Below are 25,378 nucleotides of genomic sequence, written 5' to 3'. Positions count from 1 at the left end.
CGCGCCCCTTCGGCGCGCTCACGCCAGTCACTTCGAGCAATCAAAACCCCGTTCGCGGCAAAACTCCAGCATGTCGGCCGCCGGCGGCGCGCGAAAAACATAATCCACGCCCGCAGCCCTCAAGTCGATCTCCGCGCAGTGCAGCGCCTGCCGCGCCATCAGCAACCGCCCCGCCAGTTTCGGCGTCCATCCCGTCTCAATAAACTCAAGAAACAAACGCGCGTCGGGACCGTAGATTTTGTCGCCGACGAGCGGATGCCCGAGCCATTGCGCGTGCGCGCGGATTTGGTGCTTGCGCCCGGTTTCCGTGATCACTCGCGCGAACGTGAAACCGCCCGAACATTGCAACGGCTCGAACCGCGTGCGCGCCGACTGCCCCTGCCCCGCGCGCACGACCTTGTTTTTAATCGCGACCGGACAATCGTAATCGGGACCAAGCGGTTGATCGACCGCGACCGCCTCGCGCAGCTCGCCGCATAGTATCGCAAAGTATGCTTTGTCATACTTCCGATTTTGCGCGGCCATCTGCAAACGCCGCGCCGTCCTTGGATCGCGCGCATACACCACCACTCCGCTCGTCTCGCGATCCAGGCGAAAAATCAAGTGCGCCGCCGCGTCGCCGAAATGCTCGCGCACCGCGCCCGACAGGCTCGACCACGGGCCGTCCTTCGACGGATGGCACGGAATGTCGCCCGGCTTGTTGATTGCGATAATGCGTTCGTCCACATGCATCACGCACGCAACGAGCTCGTCGCGCGTGAGCTTCTTGATCACGCCCTCGCCGTGCTCCTTCACACGCCGCACCCAGGGGCCGATCGGCTTTTCGTAATCGGCACTCATAACGGGAGCACAGACATTCCTGTCCGTGCTATATTGATAAACGCGTTCACTTGTAACTCCGCGTCTTTTTCCACTCGGTGCGTTTTTCGAAATCAAACGTCGGCTTCGGCGCGTTCGCGTCGGCTGGCTCGTGGTCGCGCGAGAAGGCGAGCACGGTGACTTGTCCGCGCGTTTTTTCACCAAACGCGTTTTTCAGGATTTCGACGGCGCGCGTCTTCGTGAGCGTGTCGAGCGCGGCGAGCGTTTGCGCGCGGCGCTCCCAGTCCGCGTTGTAATCGTAGGCGAGCGCGTAGAGGCGGCCGGCGCGCTCGTCGATTGACTTGTCCTTTTCCTCAAGGCGCGAGCGTGCGCCGGCAATGATCTGCGCCCACGCGGCATCGTCGAGCGCGGCGAGTTGACCGGGCAGCGTGCCGATGAACGCGAGCGCGCGTTTCTCCAATTCGTCCGCCGGATGATTGCCCGACTGAATGATAAAATAAGCGATGCTCTCGGTTTTCCCGGACGACGCGCCGCCGCTGACGATGTAGCCGAGTTGCTGGCGCGTGCGCAGTTCCGTGAAAAACGGCTCCGCCACAAATATGCCGAGCGCGACTGCCGCCGCGCGCATCTCCGGCGAGGTGTCGCCGAGTTTGTAGCGCAGCACCATGGCGGAATTGTTGACGATGAGCTTCTCGCTCGCCCGCACTTCCGCGCCCGCCGCAATCTCCAGATAACGATCCCGCAGCAGCGCGCTTTCGGGCGCGGGCTTGTGGCTGCGGAATTTTCGCGCCAGCGCGACGGCTTCCGCGCCGGTGACGTTGCCGTAAATGAGCGCCTCAACCTTGCCCGTTTTGTAGAGTTCGCGCGCAAAGGCGCGCACGTCGGCGAGCGTCATTTTTTCGGCGGCGGCGATCTGCTCGTCGGGACGGTAGACGAACTCGCCGGTGATGCTGTTGAGCGTCGTCATGGCGATGCGGTAGGCGTCGCCTCGCTCGAAATTGCGGAGGCCGCGAACGATGCGGTCCTTCAGCGCGGCGAAGCGCTCCCCGTCCAATTTGAAATCCACGAGTTGCGACGAGACGGTGGCGAGCAGTCGCGCGGCGGATTCATCGTAACCGTTGAGCGTGATCGTGACGCCGCCGGTGAGCGACGCCGACACGCGCACGTCGAGCCCCGCCTCCGAGGCGACGTAGGTGGTTTCATTGAGCGCCTCGTTCAGGCACGAGGCGTAGAAGCGGAGTGCGACGGCGTTTTCGAGCGAGGCAAACGAGCGCGGCAGGCGAAACGTGAAAATCTGCGTGACCATCGGGCGCTGAAACTCGGTGTCTTGCGCGTAATACAGGCTGAGCCCCGGCTCGTCGATCAAGCGCGCGGGCGCGATGGAGCGGACCGCCGCGCTCGCGGGAATATACGGATTGGGCGCGGGAATGCGAATCGCCACGCCTTCTGGAAGCGCGCGCGCGCCGAGCGCGGCGACGAGCCGGTCGTAGGCGGAACCCGTTTCCTCGCGATAGCTGTATTTCGTGCCGTAGTATTTTTCGGTCGCGTCGGTCTCGACGCCTTTTGCGGTGATCGAAACGAGCATGTTGTCGGGTCGCAAATACGAGAGAAATTTTTCAAACGCCGCCGGGTCCTCGCGAAGCCAGAGGTAGGGCACGCGCTCCGCAATCGGGAGCGGATAATACGCGAGCTGGTTCGCCAGAAACACGGCGCGACTCGCGCCCTCGCCCTTGTCCTGATAAAGTTCGTCGAGCGCGGCCATCGTCCGGCGTTCGTGAAACAGATACGCGGGATAACCGGCGCGCTTGATTTCGGCGACTGCGGTGAAGACCAGCTCGAGCACGCGCTGGTAATTTTGCAAACCGGCGGGCGTGAGCTGCGCGCTTATCGAAAAGCGCCCGTAGTCGCGCGTCTCGTCGTGCGCTCCCGCGCCAAGACTAATCGCGAGGCCCTCGGCCTTCAGTTGCGAAAGCAGGCTGCCCTCGCCCTCGTGCCCGATGATGAAGCCGAGCAGCCCGGCCGGTTTCGAACGCCACTCGGCGCCCAACGCGGGCATCGGAAATTCAATCGAAATCTGGCGCAGATCGGCAATCGGCTCGATGCGCACGACGCGCAGCGCCGCCCTCGGTGAAAGGTAATCGGGATCATAGCGCAGGGCGCCGAGATCGCGGTTTTTGACCGGCGAAAAATACCGGCGCACCCACTGCTCCATTTGGTCGAGGCCGGCGCGTCCGGCGAGCGCGAGCGTCATGCGGTCGGCGCTGTAGTGTTTATTGTAGAACGCGAGCAGTTCCTCGCGAGTCACGCCCGCGAGCGTGTCGCTGTTGCCCGTGCCGAAATGGTTTGCCGGATGATCCGCGCGGTAGACCGAGCGCCGGAGCTGGTAGGCGCGCCAGCCGTCGTTTTCGAGATTTTTCTGATTCTCGGAATTGACCGCGTTCAACTCGCGCTCGGTGAACTCCGGCGTGAAAAGCGGCGCGATAAAAAATTGCGCGAACCGGTCGAGCGCGCCCTCGAACGCCTCGTGGCGAATCTCGAAAAGGTAGTTCGTGTGGTCGTCGGCGGTGTAGGCGTTATTATAGCCGCCGTTGCTGGTGAGGTAGTTCCCGTAATCGTTCACGTCGGGATATTTTTCCGTGCCGAGAAAAAGCATGTGCTCGAGGAAATGCGCGAGCCCCTGCCTGTCGCGCGGATCGCTGAGCGAGCCCGCGCCCACGGCGAGCGACGCGGCGGATTTGTTGAGCTTCGGGTCGGAGAGCAGGATGACCTTGATGCCGTTGTCGAGCGTGAAGCGGCGGTATTCCGACTGGTCGTTCGCGAGCCGCTTAAGCGGCGGCACCGAGGGCTCGTTGTTTTCCGCGCGAACAAACGGAAGCGCGAGCAAACACAAAACAAATAAAAACCGGCGCACGGACTTGTGATTCATGGCGCCGATTTTTGCGAGCACTCCGCAATCGCCGCAACCAGAAATCGGAGCCCAAATTATGAAGGTTTATTTATGAAAATAAAGAGCACCCGGCATTTGACCACAGAAACCCAATGCCCTTCGTCCAAATCATTATCCAAAAACTGCGATTGCAACCCGCGCCCCGCGCATCCTACATTTCGCGTCACGCAATCCGCATTCAACATTTCCGCAATGTCCACCGACCTGATTCTCGCACTCGACGTTCCAACCCGCGAAGAAGCCGCGCCCCTGCTCCGCCAATTGCGCGGATCGCTCAACTGGGTGAAAATCGGCCTGCAAATGTTCACCGCCCACGGCCCCGATTACGTCCGCGCCGTCGCCGACGAGGGATTCAATGTTTTTCTCGATCTCAAGCTCCACGACATCCCCAACACCGTCGCCAAGGCCGTTGAATCGCTCGCGCCGCTTCCCATCGGAATGCTGACACTCCACACCTGCGGCGGACGGGAAATGATGGTCGCCGCGCAAAAAGCCGCCGCACAAACCAAGCCCGGGCTGCTCCTCCTCGGCGTCACCGTCCTCACCTCGACCAATGCCGCCGGCCTCGCCGAAACCGGCGTCAACGCCGCTCCCGAATCCCAGGTTTTGCGCCTCGCAAAACTCGCCACGGACGCGGGTCTGCGCGGCCTCGTTTGCTCGCCGCTCGAAGTCCCCGTGCTTCGCCGCGAGCTTCCCGCGCACATGCAACTCGTCACGCCCGGCATCCGCTCCGCCGCCGCCGCGGGCACCGACGATCAAAAGCGCACCATGACTCCCGCCGAGGCGGCGCGCGCGGGCTCGTCATTCATCGTTGTCGGCCGCCCCATTCTCAAGGCTCCCGATCCCGCCGCCGCCGCCCGCGCAATCATGGAGGAACTTAGACAGCGTCACAACCAGACGCAGGCCAATGATGGATGACGCGCCTGTATTCGTTTTACTTTCCGCTTCCCAACCCTTAATTTTTAACTTCCAAAAATGAGCCGCACCGCAGCCATCTTACTCGCCGCAGGATCAAGCAAGCGCATGCAAGGCGCAGTCACCGACAAGGTGCTCGTCCCCCTCGGCGGACGTCCGCTTTTCGCGCATTCCGTCGCAGCATTCATGGAAAGCGGCGTCGCCGATCTCTACATCGTCACCACCCGCGACCAGCGCCAGCTCACCGCGCTTTCCGCCTACGCGCCGACCCCCGCCATTTTTGTGCGCGGCGGGCGCACGCGGCAGGCCTCGGTCGCCGCCGCGCTCGAGGCGCTGCCCGCCGACATCGAGCATGTGTTCATCCACGATTGCGCGCGCCCCTTTGTTCGCCCCGAACAACTCGTCGGCCTGCTCAAGATCGTCCGCCGCGAACACGCCGTCGTGCTCGCGCACCGCGTGAGCGACACCATCAAGCAACACTCCGGCGAGGGCCGCCTCAAAACGATCGACCGCTCCAATCTTTGGGCAATGGAAACGCCGCAGGTTTTCAGCCGCGAACTCATCACCAGGGCTTACACCCGCATCATCGACCGCGGACTGGAGATCACGGACGACGCCGCCGCCGTGGAACTGCTCGGCCAGCCCGTCGCGCTTTTGGAAAACCCCCACCCCAACCCAAAGCTCACCACGCCCGCCGACCTCTCCTATTTTGAGTTCATCAACAACTCCATCGAGCGCATCGCGGAGGAAAATGCGCTTTGGAGCAAAAGCGCCGGGCCATCGAATTGAGCCGTCCGCAAAAACCTGAAACCTCCCGCTCCAAAAATGCCCATCCGCATCGGCCTCGGTTATGATATCCATCGCACCAAAGCCGGGCGCCCCATGATTCTTGGCGGCGTCCGCTTTGACGAGTCGCCCGTCGGGCTTGACGGACACTCCGACGCGGACTGCCTCACGCACGCCATTTGCGACGCACTCCTCGGCGCCGCCGGCCTCCCCGACATCGGACACTTTTTTCCGAACACCGATCCCGCCTGCAAGGACATCGATTCGCAAATCCTCCTCCGCCGCGTGATCGCCACCCTTGCCGGGCGCGGATGGAGCCCCGTCAACATCGACGCCACGCTCATCGCCGAGCAACCGAAAATCCAGCCCCGGCTCGATGAAATGAAAAACACACTCGCCGCCTCGCTTGGCATCGCGACCGATTGCATCGGTCTGAAGGCGACGACCAACGAGGGCTCCGACGACATCGGCCGCTCCCTCGCGATCGCCGCCCACGCCGTCGCCCTCATCAGCAAACCCTGAGCCCGTCCGCGGACGGCCACGCGTGTGGTTTTTTGAGCAACACCCTTGCGCAGAATCGCGCGCGCGGTGATGCTTGCGCGCATGACAACAGAAACGCAGCCCGATCTATCGTCCTCAAACCCCAACACTCTTTCGCCGCTCGAAGCGCGCGTGCTCGGTTGCCTGATTGAAAAGGAACTCACCACGCCCGACATCTATCCGCTCACGCTCAACGCGCTTGTCAACGCCGCCAACCAGCGCAACAACCGCAACCCGATTCTCGCCGCCACGCACGAGGATATCGAGCACGCGCTCGACGGCTTGCGCCAGAAGCGGCTCGCCACGCACTTCGCCGGCGCGGAGGCGCGCGTCGCAAAATTCAGGCACATGCTCGACCAGGTTTATCCGATGGAGCCGACCGCCCGCGTGATTCTTGCCGAATTGCTCCTGCGCGGTCCGCAAACCACCGCCGAGCTTCGCACGCGCGGCGAACGCATGGCCGCCATGCCCGCCACCGTCGGCGAACTGGAGCAAATTCTCGCAGATCTCGCCGCGCGCGCCGAACCGCTCGCGCGCAAACTTCCTCCGCAACGCGGGCAAAAAGAGGCGCGCTGGGCGCAACTCCTGACGGGCGAACCCGCCGCCGATGCGCCGGAAGCCACCCCGGTCACAGTCACGCAAACGCTTCCTCCCGAGGTCGAGCAGCGCCTCGCCGCGCTGGAGGCGGAAGTCGCGTGTTTACGCAACGAACTCGAAACGCTTCACAAAGCGCTCGGAGGCGCGTAAGGGGGAAAACTTAAATTCCAGAAAACCAAATCCCGAACCGGTCTCACAATAACTCATGCACACACCCTCTCCCTCGCGCTATTCGGACTCCTCGATCTACAAACGCTGCGGCCGCAGCGGGCTGAAACTTTCGCGGCTCTCGCTCGGCCTGTGGCACAACTTTGGCGACAACGTGCTTTTTGAAAACGCGCGCACGCTCGTTTTGCATGCCTTCGACAAAGGCATCACGCACTTCGACCTGGCCAACAACTACGGCCCGCCGCCGGGCAGCGCGGAAACCAACTTCGGACGCATTCTCCGCGAGGAACTCGCCGCCCATCGCGACGAACTCATCATTTCCACCAAGGCCGGTTACCAGATGTGGGACGGCCCCTACGGCGAATGGGGCGGCCGCAAATACATGCTCGCCTCGCTCGACCAAAGCCTCAAGCGACTCGGCCTCGATTACGTGGACATTTTTTACTCGCACCGTTTCGACCCCGAAACACCCCTCGATGAAACCATGGGCGCGCTTGCGCATGCGGTGCGCTCCGGCAAGGCGCTTTACGCCGGGCTGTCCAACTACAATCCCGATCAAACCGCCCGCGCCGCCGCGATCCTCCGCGACCTCGGCACACCCTGCCTGATCCATCAGCCGAAATACCACATGTATGAACGCACGCCGGAACACGGCCTGATCGACGTGCTCGCGCGCGAAGGCATTGGCTGCATTCCCTTTTGCCCGCTCGCGCAAGGGCTGCTCACGGATCGCTACCTGAACGGCATCCCCGCCGATTCGCGCGCCGCGCACGATCCGCGATTCCTGAAACCGGAGGATATCACCGAGGCCAAGCTCGCGCAGCTTCGGGCGCTCAATGAAATGGCAAAAGCGCGCGGACAATCCCTCGCGCAATTCGCGCTCGCATGGGTTTTGCGTCAGCCGGTGGTGACGACCGCGCTCATTGGCGCAAGCAAAACCAGGCAAATCGATGACAACCTCGGCGCGTTGAAAAACACAGACTTCAGCGACGCGGAAATCGCAAGCATCGACAAAATCCTGGCATCGTGATCATCCGCAAAATCGCGTGTTAAGCACAGCGGCGCGCTCGTTCATCTTTTGCCGCGCGGCCCATGGGGCCGTGCCCAGCGTGCGCGCCCCGCGCATGTGAATGACTTTGCTGATGCGTTCGCACAAAAAAGGCGCGCTTGCGGCGCGCCCTGCAATGCCATCGCTTTATGACGCGACGTCGAAAAATGCCCTTACGCCATCGTGTAGGGCAGCGGATATTTTGCCGTCAGCTCGAGGACGCGTTTTTTGGACGCCTCGATTGCGGTGGCCTCGTCGGGCGTGCCGATTGCCTTCAACACTTGGTCGATGCACATGGCGATGTCGTCCATGTCGGCCTCGTTCATGCCGCGCGATGTCACCGCCGCCGTGCCGAGGCGGATGCCGGACGCCTGGAAGGGCGAGCGTGTCTCGTAGGGCACGGTGTTTTTGTTGCAGGTGATGTTGGCCAGATCGAGTGTTTCCTGCGCCTTCTTCGCGGTGAGCTCGGGAAGGTTGGTGCGCAGATCGACGAGGAAGAGGTGGTTTTCGGTGCCGCCAGAGACGATTTTATAACCGCGTTTTTCCATCGCGGCGCAGAGCGCCTTGCAATTGGCGGCGAGCTGCGTCGTGTAGGCCTTGAACTCGGGCTTGAGGCACTCGGCGAAGCACACTGCCTTGGCGGCGATGACGTGCATGAGCGGGCCGCCCTGGCCGCCGGGGAACATGGCGGAGTCAATCGCCTTGGCGTGCTTTTCCTTGCACATGATCAAGCCGCCGCGCGGGCCGCGCAGGGTTTTGTGCGTGGTGGTGGTGACGAAATCCGCGTAGGGAACGGGCGACGGGTGGATGCCGGTGGCGACAAGGCCTGCGATGTGCGCGATGTCGGCGAAGAGATACGCGCCGACGCTTTGCGCGATTTCCGACATGCGCTTGAAGTCGATGATGCGCGAGTAGGCGCTGGCGCCGACGGTGATCATCTTGGGCTGCTCGGCGGCGGCGACTTTGGCGAGCTCGTCGTAGTCGATGAGGCCGTTGTCCTCGCGCACGCCGTATTGCACGAATTTGTAGAGTTTGCCGGAGAAATTGGCGGGGTTTCCGTGCGTGAGGTGTCCGCCGTGGCTGAGGTTCATGCCGAGGATTTTGTCGCCGGGCTGGAGCACGGCGGTGTAAACGGCGAAGTTGGCCTGCGAGCCGGAATGCGGTTGCACGTTGGCGTGCTCGGCGCCGAAGAGTTTTTTGGCGCGCTCGATGGCGAGCCGCTCGACCTGGTCAACGAATTCGCAGCCGCCATACCAGCGTTTGCCGGGATAACCCTCGGCGTATTTGTTGGTGAGGACGCTGCCTTGGGCTTCCATGACGGCGGGCACGACAAAGTTTTCCGAGGCGATGAGCTCGATGTGGCTTTGCTGGCGCCCGAGTTCGGACTTGATGCAGTCGTAGATTTCCGGGTCGAGTGTTTTGAGCGGTGTGGCGTTGAGCGTGGTCATGAGGAAAAGGCAAATACATCGCCAAACAGCGAAGGCTGGCAAAGAAAAAATCCCAAATCCCGAAATCCTGAAAAATCTCCAAGCAGACGTTTGGACAGAATGGCAGAATGAACAGGATTATGAAAATGGGGTGTTTTTCATCCTGATCAGCCTGCCAATTCTATCCAAAATCAGCCGTCATTTTCTTCGCAGGGCGCGCATGACCGGCAACGCGGTGATTACGCCGCTGCAACTTGATTGGGCTCCTGCGGGTTGCGGCGTCCACGCCGCGGTTGTCACCAATGCGCGTAGTCGCCTTTTTCGAGGGAGAGAGCGAAGGCGGCTAGGAGTTTTACGCAGGCTTCGACGTCCTCGAGGTCGACCATTTCGCTCGGGGTGTGCATGTAGCGGAGAGGGACGGAGATCAGGCCGGTGGCGACTCCACCACGGCCCATTTGCAGCGCGCGGGCGTCGGTGCCGGTCGGGCGCGGATCGGCCTCAAGCTGGTAGGGGATGCGAAGTTTTTTGGCGCACTTGACGAGGCGATCGTAAACTTTCGGGTTGATGTTCGCGCCGCGGCAAATGATCGGGCCGCCGCCAAGCGTGGTTTCGCCGTATTTGCGATTGTCGCAATCGGGGTGGTCGGTCGCGTGGCCGACGTCGATGGCGATGGCGATGTGCGGATTGACGGCATGGACGGAGGTCGCGGCACCGCGCGTGCCGATTTCCTCCTGCGAGGTCGCAACGGAGACGACTTTGGCCGCGAGTTTTTTCTTTTGCTTGGCGAGTCGGCGAATGACTTCGCCGACGGCATAGGCGCCGACTTTGTTGTCGAAGGCGCGGGCGGCGCCGATGCTGCCGTTGATGAGCTCGAACTCGTGGTCGTAGGTGGCGCAGTCGCCGATGGAAACGCGGGCGAGCGCGTCTTTTTTGGAACGCGCGCCGATGTCGATCCAGATTTCGTGAATCTCGGGGACTTTTTTGCGGTCGGCCTCGTCCATGAGGTGAATGGCTCGTTTTCCTGTGACGCCTTTCACGGGGCCGTTGGCGGTTTGGATGATGACGCGGCGCCCGGAGATGACGGTGCGGTCGTGTCCGCCGATGGTTTGGAAGTAGAGGTAGCCGTCCTTGTTGACGTAGGTGATGAGGAGGCCGAGCTCGTCCATGTGACCGGCGAGCATGAGGACGGGGTCGCCCTTGGGATTGAGCGTGGCGAGGCGGTTGCCCATGGCGTCCTTTTCGTAAACGTCGGCGTGAGTTTTGACGTGTTTGTCGAAAGCTTTTTGGGCTTCGAATTCGTAGCCCGAGGGAGAACGGGCGTGAAGAAGGTCGGTGAGGAATTCGGGGGCTGTGTATTTGCTCATAATGGCGCGAAGCCTGCTCGGTGCTCGCTGATTCTGCAAATCTCAAATCTCAGATCTCAGATTTCGGACTTCAAAAGGGGCTGGTGCTTGAAACAGATTTCGAAGTTTGAGGACAGGATTAACGGGATTTACTGGATTGTGGAGTTGATTGGCGTTTGCGCAGCCGGGGGGATTAAATCCTGTTCATTCTGTTAATCCTATCCTGAAAATTCCGTCCGCGAAATCTACGGCTCGCTTTGCGACGCGCAACGTGCATCGTCCGGCAAATGAGCAATCTCCGTTTTTCCGAACTCGGCTTGTCCGCCGAAATATTGAAGGCCGTTGACAAGATGGGTTTCGAGGAGGCGTCGCCAATCCAGACCGCCGCGATTCCGCCGATCATGGCGGGCGAGGATATCGTCGGGCTTTCGTCAACCGGCTCGGGAAAAACGGCGGCGTTCGCGATTCCGATGGTCGAGAAAATCGACCCGAAAATGCGCAAGGTGCAGGTCCTCGTGCTTTGCCCGACGCGCGAACTTGCGGTGCAGGTGGCGGAGGAGGTTGCGAAGATTTCGCTTTTCAAACGCGGCGTGCAGGCGGTGCCGATTTTCGGCGGGCAATCGTATGACCGGCAGTTTCGCGCGCTGGAAAGCGGCGTGCAAATCGTGATCGGCACGCCGGGGCGCGTGATCGACCACATCGAGCGCGGCACGCTGCGGCTCGACGCGCTCAAGATGCTCGTGCTCGACGAGGCCGACCGGATGCTCGACATGGGTTTCCGCGAGGACATCGAGCGCGTGCTCATGCAGGTGCCGACGGAGCACCAGACGCTGTTTTTCTCGGCGACGATGCCGAGGCAGATCGAGGAGTTGATCCGCAAATACAGCCGCAATCCGAAGCGCATCAAAATCGAGGCGGTCGCGCAAAACGCGCCCCAGGTTGACCAGGTTTATTTCGAGGTGGAGCGGCGCTCGAAGATCGAGGTGCTCACGCGCATCATCGACATAAACGACTTTCGCTACGGCATTGTTTTTTGCAGCACGAAGCTGATGGTTGACGAGCTCGACGAGCACTTGCACGCGCGCGGCTACGCGACGGAGCGGCTGCACGGCGACATCTCTCAGGCGCAGCGCACGCGCGTGATGGACAAGTTTCGCCGGCGCGGATTTGAGTTCCTGATCGCAACGGACGTGGCGGCGCGCGGGCTCGACGTGGACGACCTCGAGGTCGTGTTCAACTTCGACCTGCCGAACGATGCCGAGGATTACACGCACCGCATCGGGCGCACGGGCCGCGCGGGCAAGTCGGGCCGGGCGTTCACGTTTGTGTCGGGGCGCGAGCTCTACTCGCTGCAAAACATGATCCGTTACGGAAAGTTAAAAATCCGCCGCGAAAAAATCCCGTCGCTCGACCTCGTGGAGGAGGCGCGCGAAAACCAGTTTTTTGAAAAACTGCGCACCACCCTCGACGCCGCCGAGTATCGCAAGCAGGATCGCCTGATCGACCGTTTGCTCGAGCAGGGTTATGCGAGCACGGACATCATCGCGGCGCTGATTCATGTGATGCATGGCGGCGAGGGGGATAAGAAAAGCCAGCCAAGCCCTGCCGAATGGGTTGAGCCCGCTGGCCGAAAGGACGGGAAAAAACATGAGAAGTTTTCAAGCAAACCGCCCAAGCCCGCGAAACAAAAACAGAAATACGACCGCCCGGCGCGGACGGGACGCGAGGCGGGGTTTGCGACATTGTTTTTCAGCGCGGGGAGGAAACAGCTTGTCACGCCGGCGGATATCGTCGGCAAGATCGCGGGCGTCACGCGCCTGCCCGCGGAGGTCGTGGGCGCGATTGATATTCACCAGCGGCACACGCTTGTCGATGTGCGCAAGGACGCCGCGGAGTTGATTATCGAAAAGGTGAACGGCATTCGCATGCGCGGCGACGCCGTGCGCGTGACGATGGCGGAACCGGGGCAGATGGGGTGATCCCCCACCCTTTTTAGAAGCCGCGGTTTTGCAGGGCGGCGCTGAGTTCCTGCATGAAGGCCTGGGCGTCGGCTTGCGTGGGTCGGTAGTCGGGCTGGCTGATTTGCGTGAAGCCGGGACGTCCGTAGTTGTCCACAAACCACTTGCCCGTCACTCCATCGGTAAAGATGACGCTGCCGCTCGCAACGGCGTTCGGAATCACCGTGACGCTGTCCAGCTCGACGCGGACGTTGGTGTCCAGTGGAGGGGTGTCGTGCACGGCGGCCGCGGGGACGGATTCGTCCTCCGCAAAATCCTCGTCATCGGACGGGTCGCCAGGATAGGGCGAGGGGCGGTTTTGCGCGAGGTGATTGGGAGGGAGGCTTTCGTTGTCGAGGTCGTCCTCCATCGGGCCGCCGTGAGCCGCGCCGCCAGCCGGTGGTTGCGCGCCCGCCTCTGGCGATGGCACCGGCGGGGGCGCGGGGTCCTTGAGCGTAAGATCAAGGTCATCCACGATAAAACGGACGTCCATGTAGGTGAGGGTGAGGTTAAACTGCCCGGCGAGTTTTTTCTGAACGTCGGCAAGCGTGTCCCCCGCGGCGATCCAGTTGGCAACTGCGGTTTTTTGTTCGGTCGTAAGTGTCATGGAAAGAGTGATGGGTGAAAAATGAAGAGTGAAAACGGAGCTTCAGCAGAGGGCGGCGGACTGGTCGCCCGGAACTAACTCCCTGATATTCCAGTCCCTGATATCCTGTTCCGTTTAGCGCGAGAGTTGGACTCGCAGATATTCGACCGAGTGCCGGGCGGAGGGGTCCTGCTCCATCATGTTTTCGACGGTTTTGCAGGCGTGAATGACGGTGCCGTGGTCGCGTCCGCCGAAGGCCGCGCCGATTTCCTGAAGCGAGTGCTTGGTGAGCTGGCGGGCGAGATACATGGCGATCTGGCGGGGGAAGGCGATGTTTGCGGGGCGGCGTTTGCTGACCATGTCGCCGGGGCGCAGTTCGTAGTGATCGGAAACGCGTTTCTGGATCGCATCGATGGTGAGCTGGCTTTGCGCCTGCTCAATGAGAATGGGCTGGAGGAGTTTCTCGGCGAGGGTGACGTCGATCGGTCCGGTCTTGAGCAGGAAGGCGGTGGAGGCGACCTTGATGAGCGCGCCTTCGAGGGCGCGGATGTTTTTGGCCACGTTTTTGGCGATGAACTCGAGCACATCACCGGGGAGCTCGTATTTGAAGAAGGCGGCTTTGCTGCGGAGGATGGCGAGGCGCGTTTCGTAATTGGGCGCCTGGATGTCGGTGGGCAGTCCCCATTCGAAGCGGGAGACGAGGCGGGCCTCGAGATCCTTGATTTCGGAGGCGCGGCGGTCGCTGGAGATGACGATTTGTTTTCCGGCGGTGTGGAGGTCGTTAAAGGTGTGGTAAAACTCCTCCTGGATGCCCTCCTTGCCGCCGAGGAACTGGATGTCGTCGAGAAGGAGCACGTCCACGTTGCGATAGCGGCGGCGGAAGGCGACGAGCGCGTTTTCCCTGATGGCCTGCACGTATTCGTTGGTGAACCTTTCCGTTGTCAGGTAGATGACCTTGGCGTGGGGGTTGGACTTGAGCACGGCGTGGCCGATGGCGTGCATGAGGTGCGTTTTGCCGAGGCCGGTGCTGCCGGTAATAAACAGGGGGTTGTAGGCCTGGCCGGGGCTTTGCGCGACGCGCATGGCGGCGGCATGCGCCATCATGTTGTTTTCGCCGATGATGTAATTCTCGAAAGTGTTGCGCGCTGCGAGTGTGCCGTTGACGGGGGGGCGCTCGGCGGCGGCGACACGGTTGTGACGGCGCTCGGCCGCGGCGGCGGTTTGCGCGGGCGCGGCGGGCGTCGCGACGGAGGGGTTCTTTTTCACGCGCACCGTGTAATCGGTGCCTGTGGCGAGCTGCAGGCGCTGCTTGATGAGGTCGAGATAGTTGTCGTGGACAAAATAGGCGGCAAAATCCGTGGCCGCGCCGAGTGTGATGGCGGTGTCGGTTTGCTCCAGGCACACGAGTTCGTTGAACCACATGTGGTAGACCTCGTCTGAAAAGAGGGTCTTGAAGTCGTTTTTCACGGCTTCCCAAATGGAGGGGGCGGAGAGTGTAGGCATGTCCGGTTGAGTAGTGGTTGAGCTGGTTTATTCACATGGGCTCGAACGGGCGCTATTGGACACATCGCGGACGCGGCTTGGGCGCGTGCTTGGGAAGAGTAAATTGTGTCGAGAGACACCTCGTTGATAGCGGGCTTTTCGGGCCTCGGTAACAGCTTGGTATCCCGATTGATGCGGAAAACCTCTTCGCGAGCTACGGGGAAGCAGAATCAGTGATGTGAGAAAGAACGGCAGGTTCGAATCCGGGAGGATGGGCGAGGCAGAAATAACGGCGACAAAAAAAGCGCTGGCAAGATGAACTTTCCAACAAGTTATTCACACTCGGTTTGGTGATAACTTTTTCAATTTTTTTGTTGCCATCATTGAGGTCGGTGCGGGGCGAATTTTTAAGAGTGAGAAACGAAAAACGAGGCTAAAAAAATGCTAAAAACTTGTGTGGCGGTCGAGATTATTCCCTCAGTTTTCGATGTCTTTTTCACACCGGGTCAGTCCACTTGCCGTGCTGCTTGATGAGGTCGATGAGGCGGTTGTCGGCCTCGGCTTGGGGGATGTTGTATTGAACGCAGGTTTTGCCGACGTAGAGGTTGATTTTTCCTGGCGCGCCGCCGACGTAGCCGAAATCGGCGTCGGCCATTTCGCCCGGGCCGTTGACGATGCAACCCATGATGGCGAGTTTCACGCCCTTGAGATGCCCGGTTTTTTCGCGAATGCGTTGCGTGGTGGTTTGCAGGTCGAAGAGCGTGCGTCCGCACGAGGGGCAGGCGACGAACTCGGTTTTCGAAATGCGCGCACCCGCGCCCTGTAGGATGTTGTAGGCGAGTTTGGTGGCGCGAACGGGATCGTTTTCCGTTTCGACGCTGACGATGTCGCCGATGCCGTCGCAAAGAAGCGAGCCGGTGAGAATGGAGGCATCGAGAAGGCGGGAGAGAAAATCGGGATTGCCGGAGGAGGCAAGCGCGGTGGCGGGGGTGTTGCGTATCCAGATTGGGGCGCGGGCAAGCGGGGACGGCGCAAGCGCCCGAAGCGCCTCGGCGAGCTGCCTGTATCCAGAAGTTGGATGCGCGGGCGCGACGGCGCGCGGTTCCTCCGCGAGGGTGAGAATAATGCGCGGGGCGGGCGTGAGCGCGGCGAGCGCCGGGGCAAGCGCGGCAAAATCAGCCGCGGTGGTGGCAATGGCGAGAGCGAGGTTTCGTTTCTCGGCAACCGCGGCAAAGGCGCGGAGCGTCGCGGCGTCTTGAGCGGTGAATGTGCGCAGGATGATGTGCGGAGCGGAAAGATTTTCCCCAAGCTCGTCGGCGGAAACCGCGGCGGGGATTTCGAGAACGAGCGTCTTGCCGGTCTGGGGCAGCGCGCGGAGCTCGGCGGCGTTCGCAACAGGCACAAGCACGGCTTCGGCGGGCGTGTCCGCAAGCGTTGCGAGTTTTTCGAGCACCCCGGGCAGCGCCGAAACGGAGGCGGCACGCGCAATGACGCGAGGCGGTTGCTCGGCGGAGATTTCAGCTGCGGGCGCAAGTGAGAGCGGCCCAATGTCACGCCGCGCGAAATGGAACGGATCGATGGAATCCGAGGCGGAAGCTATGGGGTTGCTCTTCGGGTTTTGCCAGAGGGACATTGCCTTGGCGGCAAGGGCTCGGGCGACGGGGATTTCGTGGATGCTGTCTTCCGTGAGGGAAACGCGGATGGTATCGCCGAGTCCGTCTTGAAGGAGGCTGCCGATGCCGATTGCGCCCTTGATGCGTCCGTCCTCGCCGTCGCCAGCCTCGGTCACACCGAGGTGCAGCGGGTAGTGCATGTCCTCCTGCCGCATGCGCTCGACGAGGAGGCGGTAGGCCTGAATCATGACCTTGGGATTCGAGGCTTTCATCGAAAGCACGATTTGGTCGAACGAGTGCCCGCGGGCGATGCGGAGAAATTCGAGCGCGCTTTCAACCATGCCGAGCGGCGTGTCGCCGTAGCGGTTCATGATGCGGTCGGAGAGCGAGCCGTGATTGGTGCCGATTCGAAGCGAGCGTCCGAGTGTTTTTGCGCGGAGCACAAGCGGCGTGAATGCGTCGTGGATGCGCTGGAGCTCGTTGTCGTAGTCGGCGTCGGTGTAATCCTTGACGGCAAACTTTTTTTTGTCGGCGTAGTTGCCGGGGTTCACACGAACTTTTTCGACATGCTCGATGGCCTCCATCGCGGCGGCGGGCAGGAAGTGGATGTCGGCGACAAGCGGGATGTCCGCAAACCCGGCGGCGGAAAACTGGGCGCGAATATCGCGGAGGCATTTTGCCGCGGGGACGTTGGGCGCGGTGACGCGGATGATTTCACAACCGACCCCGGCAAGCGCCACGCACTGGCGCACGGTGGCGGCGACGTCCTGAGTGTCGCTCGTCGTCATGGATTGGATGCGGATGGGATTTTCCCCGCCCATGCCGACGACGCCGGCCCGCACCTCGACGGTGCGGCGGCGGATGGTCTGAAATCGTGACACGCAATAGGACATTTGCCGAAAATAGATACGCGGCAACGGATGCGCGGCAAGCCCGCACAAGAAAAACCCGTCCATTTGGCGCGATCCGGCGCGCCCTCACGACACCCGGTATCCGAGCATCCTCGCGGGCAAAAGCAGAAGCGATTCGAGCAACGCCAGCAGCGACTTCAAGCATACCGCAAATATCTTGAACGGGATCGAAAGCAGCCAGATGAACGGAAGCACCAGAAGCACGAGCAACGCCAGCGGCCAGCACAACGCCCACAGAATGCACCAGAGAAGAATTGTAAGGATGAGTTTCATGGGAACATTAAAAACGCGAAACGAGGATTCCTAATTTCGTATTCAAACGAGTGACTGCCCCTTGGGCGCGTAAACGACCACGGTGCCGGCGATTTTGTCGTGCCAAGCCTGGCGCTCGTCGTCGAACGCCGCCCAGATGAAACCAAGCCCCGCCGGCGCCACGGATATGAAGCCGCCCAGCGCGCGAACAATCGCAGTGACCCAGTCAACCCGCCGTCCGTCCAAGCGCACAACTTTCAGGCCGCAAATGATGCCGCCGATCGTCGTTCCCCGCAACGCCCACATCACGACGCAATACACCGCGAACAACGGCAGCATCAGCACGCCAACGTGGCACACATTCGCCACAATCGCGATCAACACAAAGTCGATCAACAGTGCTCCCGCGCGCACCCAGAAGCCCGCGCGTGTCGCGAACGACGCGGCGGTTTGGGTCGTGACAATCTCCGTTCCGGTGATGACGGGAGGCTCGCCGGGCTGCGCGGGATTCGCTGCGGCCGCGTCCGCCTTTTCGTTGCGCGCCGCATCGCGTTCGTCGCGGCGGCGGCGAAGCGCCAGAAGCGCGGCATAAACCACCATGCCCGCGCCGAGGAAACTGCTGAACTTCCACATCACAATGCCGAGCACGGGCACGCAATAGAGCAGCGCGAGCGCCACACCGCCGAAAAGGACCGCAAACAACGGATACGTTATCCTGGCGCGACGTCCGATCCATGCGAGAAACGCCGCCTTGCCCACAAGGACGAGCGCGAGTTTTGCAAAAAACAAAATGAAAATGCCGACGCCGGTCGCGGCCAGCAGCACCACGAGTATCGGCGCTATGATCGCGGTGAGCAGCGCCGCCAAAAAGGTGCCGCCGGGACGCTGCTCCAGCGCCGCCGCGCTCGCGGTGACCGCCTTCGGGACAAACAACGCCGTGAGCAAATAGCACAGCAGGAAACCACCCGCGATAATCCACGCCCACACAAGCGCCGAATCAAACGCGAGCAGCCGCCCCTTCGCAATCGCTTGCGTGATCCACGCGTTAAAACCGTTGATGTCGTTGAACAGCTTCATCTCCACGATCTCGCCGCCGATGCTCGCCGACTCGTCGCGTGTGATGCCGCCGCCGAGCGCGACAACCTGGCCGTCCACGCGCGCGTCCGGACCAAGCTCCACGCCTCCGCCGACGGCAACGACCTGTCCTGTCACATGGCTGTTCACATAGACATTGCCCACAACCGCGACAGCCTCTCTTGCTCCGCCGTTGACAGTCGTGGAGCCGACAATCGAAACCGCCTCGCGCACTTTTGAGTTGGCCGTGACCGAGCCGATGACCGCAACCGCCTCGTCCGCGCTGCCGTCAACCCGCACGTCACCGAAAACAGCAACGGCGGATTCCACTTTTTTATCCTTGGGAACAATGGCGTCGGAAAAAAAGGTCACAATCTCCCCGCTGGCTCGCGAAACAGAGGCGCGGTCGCGCGATTTCCGTTTCTTCTTTTCGGGTTTGGCCGGTTTTTCATCATCGCCGGCAGTCGCATCGGAAGCGGGTTGCGCATCCGGCGCGGTCGGAGTTTCACCCGATGCGGCTTCCGTTGGCGGCAGAGCCTGGGGCTCCGCGGGCGTGTTGCCCTGCGATTGAAGCACGCCGCATGAGAGAACGCTGAATGCGCCCAGCAGTGTGAAAAGATGTAAGATTTTTTTCATGATAAAGAGTTTTATAGTCGGGCCGTTGTTGAAGGATTGGTCATGTGTGCGAAACAGGTTCGGAGTGGCGCGCGCCGGGTTTCCAAAAATAGCGATACGCGGCCGCGCCCAAGCCGAAGAGCGCGGCGTAACACGCGCCGATCACGGCCGCCGCGATTGCAAAGACATGCGACGGTATGCCCGCCAGGTAACGGGCGCAGTAACCGGTGATAATTTCCCAGTAGTCCGAAACCAAGGCGCCCGTCCGCGATTCGATCTGCGCGGGCACGATGTTCAGCACGCGCGCGAATGTCACAATCATCACGGCCGCGAGCGCCGCCGAAACAATCATGAACGCGGCGCGGGCCGCGATCGGCCAGCGCGCGAACGACTGCCTCCACCACGGAAGCGCGGCGCGGCGCTCGATCCCGGCAAACACGCGCGCCTCGAGCGAGTCGGGGGCGGCGCGGTCGGGTTGGGCGCGGAGCACGCGGTGGATTTCGCGGGAGAGCCGGTCGTTGGAATCGTGAGGTTGCGGTGTGTTGTTCATTTTGAAACCGGGTTTTCGGGGTTTTGCGTGAGCGTGCGCGCAAGCGCGGCGCGCGCGCGCAGGATGTCGATCTTCACCTTCGAGAGCGAGACGCGCAGGGTTTTCGCAATCTCGTCGTAGGGCATGTCCTCGTAGTGGAAGAGCACGAGCGGCACACGCTGGTGCTCGGGAAGTTTGGCGAGCGCGTTTTCGACCCAGGCGCGCCGGTCGGCGCGGTCGAGGTCGTCAAAAAACGTGTCGGGCGCGGCCCACTCGACCCCGGGCGTGTTTTCGGACGAGTCATCGTCGTCGGCGCGCCGGAACTCCGAGAAAAACCGCCAGCGCTTGCGGTAGCGTTGCAGGTGATTGAGCGAAAGATTCGTGGCGACGGTGCGCAGCCAGCCGGGCGCGGCGGGTTCGTCGCGGAGCGCGTCGAAATGATCGTAGGCCTTGATAAAAACCTCCTGGGCGATGTCCTCGGCCTGCGCGTCGTTGGCGGTCAGGCGCGCGGCAGTGGTAAAAACCATGTTCTGGTGTTTGCGCATGAAGAGAGAAAAGTCTGTTTCCCGGGACGTGCTCATGTGCGGGCGTGCTTCCGCGGACACGGGCGGCGTCGAGGGTGAAACTGGCTTTTGTGTTTCATTGTTCATGCACAGAACACAGGGCGGCGCGCGAAAGTTGCAGTTTATTTCAAATTAGGAAACAGCAAAGGCGCAAAGATGAGCCAAGTTAAACCCGGCCAAATCTTTGCGCCTTTCCGTCCTTGCGAAAAAAAGTTTTTTTAAAGCGACACCTGCTCGACAATTTCGAGATTATATCCCGCGAGTCCGACGACTTTGCGCGGGTTGTTTGTGAGCAGGCGGATTTTTTGCAAACCGAGCGCGGAGAGGATTTGCGCGCCGATTCCATAGTCGCGGAATCCCATCGGCGCGGGCATCTCGCCCGGCGTCAAGCCAAGTCGGCGGACGTTGCCCGCCCCGTGATCGGCGGGCTCCATGTAGAGGACGACCCCCGCGCCCTCGCGCGCAACCGCCGCGAGCGAAACGGTGAGCGCGTGATAGCCGTTCATGCCGCGCGCGCGAAACACATCGCTGAGCAGGTTTTCGCTTTGCACGCGCACAAGCGCGGCCCCCGGGCCGGGTTTGCCCATCACGAACGCGAGATGCTGGCGATGGTCGAGCTTGTTGCGGAAAACATGCAGCGTGAACTCGCCAAACTCCGACGAAAAAGGCTTCGCGCACACCTCCTCAATGAGCTGCTCGCGCTTGTGCCGGTATTCGATGAGCGACGAAATGGAGATGAGTTTCAGGCCGAACTTCTTTTTGTATTCAACAAGGTCGGGCATGCGCGCCATGGAGCCGTCCTCGTTTATGATCTCGCAAATCGCCGCCGCGGGAGTCAGCCCGGCAAGCGCGGCAAGATCGACCGCCGCCTCGGTGTGCCCCGCCCTTTCGAGCACGCCGCCCGAGCGCGCCGCGAGCGGAAAGATGTGCCCGGGCTGCACGAGTTCGTCGGCCCCCGTGTTCGGGTCGCCGAGGAGTTTGATCGTGCGCGCGCGGTCAAACGCGCTGATGCCCGTGGTGATGCCCTCGGCGGCATCGACCGAAACGGTGAACGCGGTTTTGTGCGACTCGCGGTTTTGCTGCACCATCGGGCTGATGCCGAGGCGCTTGAGGTGCGGCTCCGTCATCGGCGTGCAAATGAGTCCGCGCGCGTGGCGGATCATCATGTTGATATGCTCGGGCGTCGCCTTTTCCGCGGCGATGGTGAGATCGCCCTCGTTTTCACGGCCCTCGTCATCGGTGACAATGACCATCTTTCCATCGGCAATGTCCTGAATGGCGGACTCGACGGAATCAAATTCAACAGAAGCGGAAGAATTGGCGGACATGCGGAGAAAAATCTGTCGGGCGGGCGCGCGTGTCAACAAAGGTTGAGCTGGATATTTGCGCCCCACCCTGCGCAAACACGCAACCCGCGCTCAGGCCGCCGACGGCTTGAGCAGGTTTTCGCGGATCATCAGCTCGGCGTTTTGCACGGCGTTGAGCGCGGCGCCCTTCCAGAGATTGTCGCCGCTCACCCAGAACGAGAGACCGTTTTCAAACGCGGTGTCCTTGCGGATGCGACCCACGCCGCATTTCACTTTTTCCGCAAAATCAACCGGCGTCGGATATTTCTTGTTCGCCGGATCATCGACGAGCTCCGCGCCCGGAAACGCCGCCACCGCCGCGCGAGCCTTCTCGACATCGACGGGACGCTCGAACTCCGCGCACACGGAAATCGAATGCGCGCGCACCACCGGCACGCGCACGGTCGTCGCCGAGACTTTCAGCCCGGGCAGGCCCATGATCTTGCGGCTCTCCATCGCCATCTTCGTCTCCTCGCCGGTGTAGCCGGTGTCGTCGAAGGTGTCGATGTGCGGGATGCAGTTGAACGCGATCTGATACGGATAAACTTTTTTCACGAGCGGCTGCTTCGCCACATACGCATGCACCTGGTCGTCTAGCTCGCGCACCGCCTCCGCGCCCGTGCCGGACACGGACTGGTAGGTCGAAATGATCACGCGCTTCACGCCGAACAACTGGTGCAGCGGCCACAAGCCCATGAGCATGACGGCGGTCGAGCAATTCGGATTGGCGATGATGCCCTTGTGCGCGCGCAGTTTTTCGGGATTGATCTCGGGAATCACGAGCGGAATGTCCGACTCCTGGCGAAGCGCGGAGCTCTTGTCGATCACAAGGCAGCCGGCCTTCACCGCGTCGCCCGCCAGCGCGCGCGTCACGGAGCCGCCCGCCGCGAAAAACGCCAGGTCCACCCCGGCGAACACACCTGGCTTGGCTTCCTCGACGACATATTTTTTGCCGCTGTGCTCGATTGTCCTGCCCGCGGAACGCGCCGAGGCGAAGAGCCTCAGCGTGGTGAACGGGAAATTGCGCTCGTGCATGAGACGCACGAGTTCTTGACCAACCGCGCCGGTCGCGCCGACGATGCCAACTGTGAGTGATGGATTCATTTTATTCAGACGATAATGGAAACGTGGGAAACGATAACTAAGAACTGCGCGCGGCTTGGCATCAAGCCCGCAGAACGGATTTTGTTCGTGCGCATCGACACGCAGACCATGCAATTCTTCCGCGACGGCGCGCTCGTGCGCGGCTACGCGATTTCCACGTCAAAACGCCCGCCATCAAACATCAAGAACTCGCTCGGCACGCCGCGCGGCCTGCACGAGATCGCCGAGCGCATCGGCGCGGGCCAGCCGCCGGGAATGGTTTTCAAGGCGCGCCGCCCGACGGGTTTTCATTTCAGCGAACCCGCCGTGAGGGAAGCCGGCGCCGCCTCGACCGCGCTCGTCACCACACGCATACTCTGGCTGCGCGGACTCGAGCCGGGCGTGAACCTCGGCGGCGACGTGGACAGCCACGACCGCTACATCTACATCCACGGCACGAACCGCGAGGACCTCATCGGCACGCCGCAAAGCTCCGGCTGCATCGTGATGCGCAACCTCGACATAATAGACCTCTACGACCAAGTGCGCGCGGGCGACCAGGTGTTGATCGTGTAGCCGGGAAACACCTCCGTTTTCTACTTCCTAATTCCTAATTTCTACTTCCTAATTTTTCCTCATGAAAGTCACACTCGGACTCCTCCAGCACGCCTGTGTCGCCAGCCCCGCGGCGAACCTCAAAAAAACGCTCGCCCTCGCCGAGCAGGCCGCCCGCAAAGGCGCGAAAATCATCTGCACGCAGGAACTCTTCCGCTCGCAGTATTTTTGCCAGAGTGAGAACCACGACTATTTTAAGCTCGCCGAGCCCATCGACGGCCCCACGACCAAGGCGTTCCAGAAACTCGCCAAAAAACACGCCGTCGTGATCGTCGCCTCGCTCTTCGAGAAACGCGCCTCCGGCCTTTACCACAACACCGCGGTCATCATCGACGCCGACGGCTCGCTCCTCGGCATCTACCGCAAGATGCACATTCCCGACGACCCGCTCTTCTACGAAAAATTCTACTTCACGCCCGGCGACACCGGCTTCCGCGCCTGGGAAACCCGCTACGGCAAAATCGGCGTCCTCATCTGCTGGGACCAATGGTATCCCGAAGGCGCGCGCCTCACGGCGATGCAAGGCGCCGAAATCCTCTTCTACCCGACCGCCATCGGCTGGCACCCGTCAGAAAAAGCCGAATACGGCGTCAACCAGCACGGCGCGTGGGAGACGATCCAGCGCTCGCACGCGGTGGCCAACGGCTGCTACGTCGCCTCGATCAACCGCATCGGCCACGAAGTGATCGACGGCGTCGGCGGAGACGGCATAGAGTTCTGGGGCCAAAGTTTCGTGGCCGGCACCAGCGGCCAAATCCTGGCGAAAGCGAGCACCAACAAGGAAGAAATCCTCCTAGTCCCCGTCGATCTCGACAAAGTTGACGTGACCCGCACCCACTGGCCCTTCCTCCGCGACCGCCGCATCGACGCCTACGATAGGCTGACGAAGCGGTTTATCGACTGAGTGATTGGGTGCATATTTTTGCCCCCCAAAAAAACACGCGACAACAAAACCATCCCCAATAACCGCAGTATGATTATACCCCGCACCTCGCCACGCTGCCTCAAAATCAAAACCACATCATGAGCGAAAAGCCCAAAAACGTGCCACCCCCTGCGGACGAAACGGGATTCGCTGAAATCGTCCGCCTGATTGACGCATCCAGACAACGTGCCATGCAGTCGGTCAATGCAACCTTGATCGATCTCTATTGGCAAATCGGTGCAATCATCAGCCAGCGCATAGCCGCAGCCGAATGGGGCGACGGCACCGTTGACCGCCTCGCGCGCCACATTGCCCTCATCCAGCCCGGCGCGCGCGGTTTCTCTCGTAGCAACCTGCTTAGAATGCGCCAGTTTTATGAAACCTACCGGCATGATGAAATTGTCGCACCACTGGTGCGACAATTGCCATGGGCGCACAATCTCATCATTCTCGGGCAAGGCAAACGCCCCGAGGAACGCGAGTTCTACGCGCGCATGGCCGTCAAGGAGCACTGGAGCAAACGGCAGCTTGAACGCCAATTCGCCGCCGCCCTTTTCGAGCGCACCGCCCTCAATCCGCCAAAAGTCTCGCCAGTGGTGAGACAAACCCTCCCCGAGGCACTTTCTGTTTTTCGCGACGCCTACGCCGTGGAGTTTCTCAACCTCCCACAACCCCACTCCGAAGTTGAACTTCATCGCGGCCTGCTCGACCACCTTCGCGACTTCCTCATCGAAATAGGCCGCGACTTCTGCTTCGCGGGCTCCGAATATCCCCTGCAAGTCGGTGGCAGGGATTTCGCGCTCGATCTGCTCTTCTTCCACCGTGGGCTCAACTGCCTCGTGGCGATAGAGCTGAAAGTCGGACGCTTCGAACCCGAATACCTCGGCAAAATGAATTTTTACCTCGAAGCGCTCGACCGCGATGTTCGCAAGCCGCACGAACGCCCTTCCATCGGGCTTCTCCTCTGCGCGAGCAAGGACGACGAAGTGGCGGAATACGCCCTGAGTCGCAGCCTTTCCCCTGCGCTCATCGCCGAATACAAAACACAACTGCCCGACAAAAAACTCCTTCAGGCAAAACTCCACGAATTCTACGCCCTGAACGCCATCAAGGAATTCGAAATCGACAAAAAAACATAATCCCGCCGCCATTTCGAACCCAACCCGCTTCACTCAAAACAAACAAGCCCCCACCCTT

At 61.4% G+C, this 25,378-nt stretch carries 22 protein-coding genes; 9 read left to right on the top strand and 13 right to left on the bottom strand.

Annotated features, from left to right (window positions below):
• Positions 1-27 precede the first annotated feature (27 nt).
• Positions 28-840 carry an RNA pseudouridine synthase gene (locus M2447_RS02345; RefSeq protein WP_277557240.1) on the bottom strand — a complete coding sequence of 271 codons (813 nt, stop codon included), beginning with the start codon at positions 838-840 and terminating at the stop codon, positions 28-30.
• A 46-nt stretch (positions 841-886) separates the two neighbouring features.
• Entirely contained in the window at positions 887-3,745 is a 2,859-nt protein-coding gene (locus M2447_RS02340) for an insulinase family protein (protein ID WP_277557239.1), read from the bottom strand.
• Positions 3,746-3,958: 213 nt separating this feature from the next.
• On the opposite strand from M2447_RS02340, the gene pyrF reads away from it, so the two are divergent.
• The 5 genes from pyrF (at position 3,959) to mgrA (ending at position 7,802) form a co-directional block, all read left to right on the top strand.
• Positions 3,959-4,684: an orotidine-5'-phosphate decarboxylase gene (gene pyrF / locus M2447_RS02335; protein WP_277557238.1), complete on the top strand. Its 726-nt coding sequence runs from the start codon at positions 3,959-3,961 to the stop codon at positions 4,682-4,684.
• Between the two features lie 57 nt (positions 4,685-4,741).
• Positions 4,742-5,470 carry a 2-C-methyl-D-erythritol 4-phosphate cytidylyltransferase gene (gene ispD / locus M2447_RS02330; RefSeq protein ID WP_277509370.1) on the top strand — a complete coding sequence of 243 codons (729 nt, stop codon included), beginning with the start codon at positions 4,742-4,744 and terminating at the stop codon, positions 5,468-5,470.
• Between the two features lie 36 nt (positions 5,471-5,506).
• A complete protein-coding gene (gene ispF, locus M2447_RS02325; protein WP_277509372.1) occupies positions 5,507-5,989 on the top strand; it encodes a 2-C-methyl-D-erythritol 2,4-cyclodiphosphate synthase in 483 nt (160 codons plus the stop codon).
• An 81-nt stretch (positions 5,990-6,070) separates the two neighbouring features.
• Complete coding sequence (locus M2447_RS02320) at positions 6,071-6,754, top strand: DUF480 domain-containing protein (RefSeq protein WP_277557237.1); 684 nt, start codon at positions 6,071-6,073, stop codon at positions 6,752-6,754.
• Positions 6,755-6,809: 55 nt separating this feature from the next.
• Positions 6,810-7,802, top strand: coding sequence for an L-glyceraldehyde 3-phosphate reductase (mgrA, locus tag M2447_RS02315; RefSeq protein ID WP_277557236.1), 993 nt, complete (start codon positions 6,810-6,812; stop codon positions 7,800-7,802).
• 191 nt (positions 7,803-7,993) lie between these two features.
• Here the strand turns inward: mgrA and glyA are convergent, their stop codons facing one another.
• Positions 7,994-9,268, bottom strand: coding sequence for a serine hydroxymethyltransferase (glyA, locus tag M2447_RS02310; RefSeq protein WP_277509376.1), 1,275 nt, complete (start codon positions 9,266-9,268; stop codon positions 7,994-7,996).
• A gap of 275 nt (positions 9,269-9,543) precedes the next feature.
• A complete protein-coding gene (locus M2447_RS02305) occupies positions 9,544-10,611 on the bottom strand; it encodes a M42 family metallopeptidase (RefSeq protein WP_277509377.1) in 1,068 nt (355 codons plus the stop codon).
• 266 nt (positions 10,612-10,877) lie between these two features.
• On the opposite strand from M2447_RS02305, the gene M2447_RS02300 reads away from it, so the two are divergent.
• Complete coding sequence (locus tag M2447_RS02300; RefSeq protein WP_277557235.1) at positions 10,878-12,569, top strand: DEAD/DEAH box helicase; 1,692 nt, start codon at positions 10,878-10,880, stop codon at positions 12,567-12,569.
• Between the two features lie 13 nt (positions 12,570-12,582).
• Here M2447_RS02300 and M2447_RS02295 read toward each other — a convergent pair whose 3' ends face one another.
• From M2447_RS02295 to M2447_RS02255, 9 genes are all read right to left on the bottom strand, one after another.
• Positions 12,583-13,194, bottom strand: a complete 612-nt coding sequence (locus M2447_RS02295; RefSeq protein ID WP_277557234.1) for a hypothetical protein — start codon at positions 13,192-13,194, stop codon at positions 12,583-12,585.
• Positions 13,195-13,308: 114 nt separating this feature from the next.
• Positions 13,309-14,676, bottom strand: a complete 1,368-nt coding sequence (dnaA, locus tag M2447_RS02290; protein WP_277509382.1) for a chromosomal replication initiator protein DnaA — start codon at positions 14,674-14,676, stop codon at positions 13,309-13,311.
• A gap of 475 nt (positions 14,677-15,151) precedes the next feature.
• Complete coding sequence (gene ispG / locus M2447_RS02285; RefSeq protein WP_343215362.1) at positions 15,152-17,161, bottom strand: (E)-4-hydroxy-3-methylbut-2-enyl-diphosphate synthase; 2,010 nt, start codon at positions 17,159-17,161, stop codon at positions 15,152-15,154.
• Positions 17,162-17,245: 84 nt separating this feature from the next.
• Positions 17,246-17,452 (bottom strand): hypothetical protein, encoded by a 207-nt coding sequence (locus M2447_RS02280; RefSeq protein WP_108825588.1) that lies wholly within the window; start codon positions 17,450-17,452, stop codon positions 17,246-17,248.
• 42 nt (positions 17,453-17,494) lie between these two features.
• A complete protein-coding gene (locus tag M2447_RS02275; RefSeq protein WP_277557232.1) occupies positions 17,495-19,141 on the bottom strand; it encodes an RDD family protein in 1,647 nt (548 codons plus the stop codon).
• A 40-nt stretch (positions 19,142-19,181) separates the two neighbouring features.
• On the bottom strand, positions 19,182-19,670 hold the full coding sequence (locus M2447_RS02270) for a hypothetical protein (protein WP_277557231.1): 489 nt from the start codon (positions 19,668-19,670) through the stop codon (positions 19,182-19,184).
• Entirely contained in the window at positions 19,667-20,194 is a 528-nt protein-coding gene (locus tag M2447_RS02265; RefSeq protein WP_277509387.1) for a sigma-70 family RNA polymerase sigma factor, read from the bottom strand. Before M2447_RS02265 ends, M2447_RS02270 begins: the two co-directional genes overlap by 4 nt.
• A 236-nt stretch (positions 20,195-20,430) precedes the next feature.
• Positions 20,431-21,540: a 3,4-dihydroxy-2-butanone-4-phosphate synthase gene (ribB, locus tag M2447_RS02260; protein WP_108825584.1), complete on the bottom strand. Its 1,110-nt coding sequence runs from the start codon at positions 21,538-21,540 to the stop codon at positions 20,431-20,433.
• Positions 21,541-21,630: 90 nt separating this feature from the next.
• Positions 21,631-22,662 carry an aspartate-semialdehyde dehydrogenase gene (locus M2447_RS02255; protein WP_277557230.1) on the bottom strand — a complete coding sequence of 344 codons (1,032 nt, stop codon included), beginning with the start codon at positions 22,660-22,662 and terminating at the stop codon, positions 21,631-21,633.
• Positions 22,663-22,677: 15 nt separating this feature from the next.
• On the opposite strand from M2447_RS02255, the gene M2447_RS02250 reads away from it, so the two are divergent.
• The 3 genes from M2447_RS02250 (at position 22,678) to M2447_RS02240 (ending at position 25,320) form a co-directional block, all read left to right on the top strand.
• Positions 22,678-23,217: a L,D-transpeptidase gene (locus M2447_RS02250; RefSeq protein ID WP_277557229.1), complete on the top strand. Its 540-nt coding sequence runs from the start codon at positions 22,678-22,680 to the stop codon at positions 23,215-23,217.
• A 61-nt stretch (positions 23,218-23,278) separates the two neighbouring features.
• Complete coding sequence (locus M2447_RS02245) at positions 23,279-24,160, top strand: carbon-nitrogen hydrolase (protein WP_277509390.1); 882 nt, start codon at positions 23,279-23,281, stop codon at positions 24,158-24,160.
• A 119-nt stretch (positions 24,161-24,279) separates the two neighbouring features.
• Entirely contained in the window at positions 24,280-25,320 is a 1,041-nt protein-coding gene (locus tag M2447_RS02240; protein ID WP_277509392.1) for a PDDEXK nuclease domain-containing protein, read from the top strand.
• Positions 25,321-25,378 lie beyond the last annotated feature (58 nt).

It is taken from the genome of Ereboglobus sp. PH5-10 (assembly GCF_029504735.1).
GTDB lineage: Bacteria > Verrucomicrobiota > Verrucomicrobiia > Opitutales > Opitutaceae > Ereboglobus.
This window is presented reverse-complemented; position numbering and strand designations above follow the sequence as displayed.

Coding starts and splice junctions, on each gene's coding strand:
- M2447_RS02345 (WP_277557240.1), bottom strand. CDS start 840: ATGAGTGCCGATTACGAAAAGCCGATCGGCCCCTGGGTGCGGCGTGTG.
- M2447_RS02340 (WP_277557239.1), bottom strand. CDS start 3,745: ATGAATCACAAGTCCGTGCGCCGGTTTTTATTTGTTTTGTGTTTGCTC.
- pyrF (WP_277557238.1), top strand. CDS start 3,959: ATGTCCACCGACCTGATTCTCGCACTCGACGTTCCAACCCGCGAAGAA.
- ispD (WP_277509370.1), top strand. CDS start 4,742: ATGAGCCGCACCGCAGCCATCTTACTCGCCGCAGGATCAAGCAAGCGC.
- ispF (WP_277509372.1), top strand. CDS start 5,507: ATGCCCATCCGCATCGGCCTCGGTTATGATATCCATCGCACCAAAGCC.
- M2447_RS02320 (WP_277557237.1), top strand. CDS start 6,071: ATGACAACAGAAACGCAGCCCGATCTATCGTCCTCAAACCCCAACACT.
- mgrA (WP_277557236.1), top strand. CDS start 6,810: ATGCACACACCCTCTCCCTCGCGCTATTCGGACTCCTCGATCTACAAA.
- glyA (WP_277509376.1), bottom strand. CDS start 9,268: ATGACCACGCTCAACGCCACACCGCTCAAAACACTCGACCCGGAAATC.
- M2447_RS02305 (WP_277509377.1), bottom strand. CDS start 10,611: ATGAGCAAATACACAGCCCCCGAATTCCTCACCGACCTTCTTCACGCC.
- M2447_RS02300 (WP_277557235.1), top strand. CDS start 10,878: ATGAGCAATCTCCGTTTTTCCGAACTCGGCTTGTCCGCCGAAATATTG.
- M2447_RS02295 (WP_277557234.1), bottom strand. CDS start 13,194: ATGACACTTACGACCGAACAAAAAACCGCAGTTGCCAACTGGATCGCC.
- dnaA (WP_277509382.1), bottom strand. CDS start 14,676: ATGCCTACACTCTCCGCCCCCTCCATTTGGGAAGCCGTGAAAAACGAC.
- ispG (WP_343215362.1), bottom strand. CDS start 17,161: ATGTCCTATTGCGTGTCACGATTTCAGACCATCCGCCGCCGCACCGTC.
- M2447_RS02280 (WP_108825588.1), bottom strand. CDS start 17,452: ATGAAACTCATCCTTACAATTCTTCTCTGGTGCATTCTGTGGGCGTTG.
- M2447_RS02275 (WP_277557232.1), bottom strand. CDS start 19,141: ATGAAAAAAATCTTACATCTTTTCACACTGCTGGGCGCATTCAGCGTT.
- M2447_RS02270 (WP_277557231.1), bottom strand. CDS start 19,670: ATGAACAACACACCGCAACCTCACGATTCCAACGACCGGCTCTCCCGC.
- M2447_RS02265 (WP_277509387.1), bottom strand. CDS start 20,194: ATGCGCAAACACCAGAACATGGTTTTTACCACTGCCGCGCGCCTGACC.
- ribB (WP_108825584.1), bottom strand. CDS start 21,540: ATGTCCGCCAATTCTTCCGCTTCTGTTGAATTTGATTCCGTCGAGTCC.
- M2447_RS02255 (WP_277557230.1), bottom strand. CDS start 22,662: ATGAATCCATCACTCACAGTTGGCATCGTCGGCGCGACCGGCGCGGTT.
- M2447_RS02250 (WP_277557229.1), top strand. CDS start 22,678: ATGGAAACGTGGGAAACGATAACTAAGAACTGCGCGCGGCTTGGCATC.
- M2447_RS02245 (WP_277509390.1), top strand. CDS start 23,279: ATGAAAGTCACACTCGGACTCCTCCAGCACGCCTGTGTCGCCAGCCCC.
- M2447_RS02240 (WP_277509392.1), top strand. CDS start 24,280: ATGAGCGAAAAGCCCAAAAACGTGCCACCCCCTGCGGACGAAACGGGA.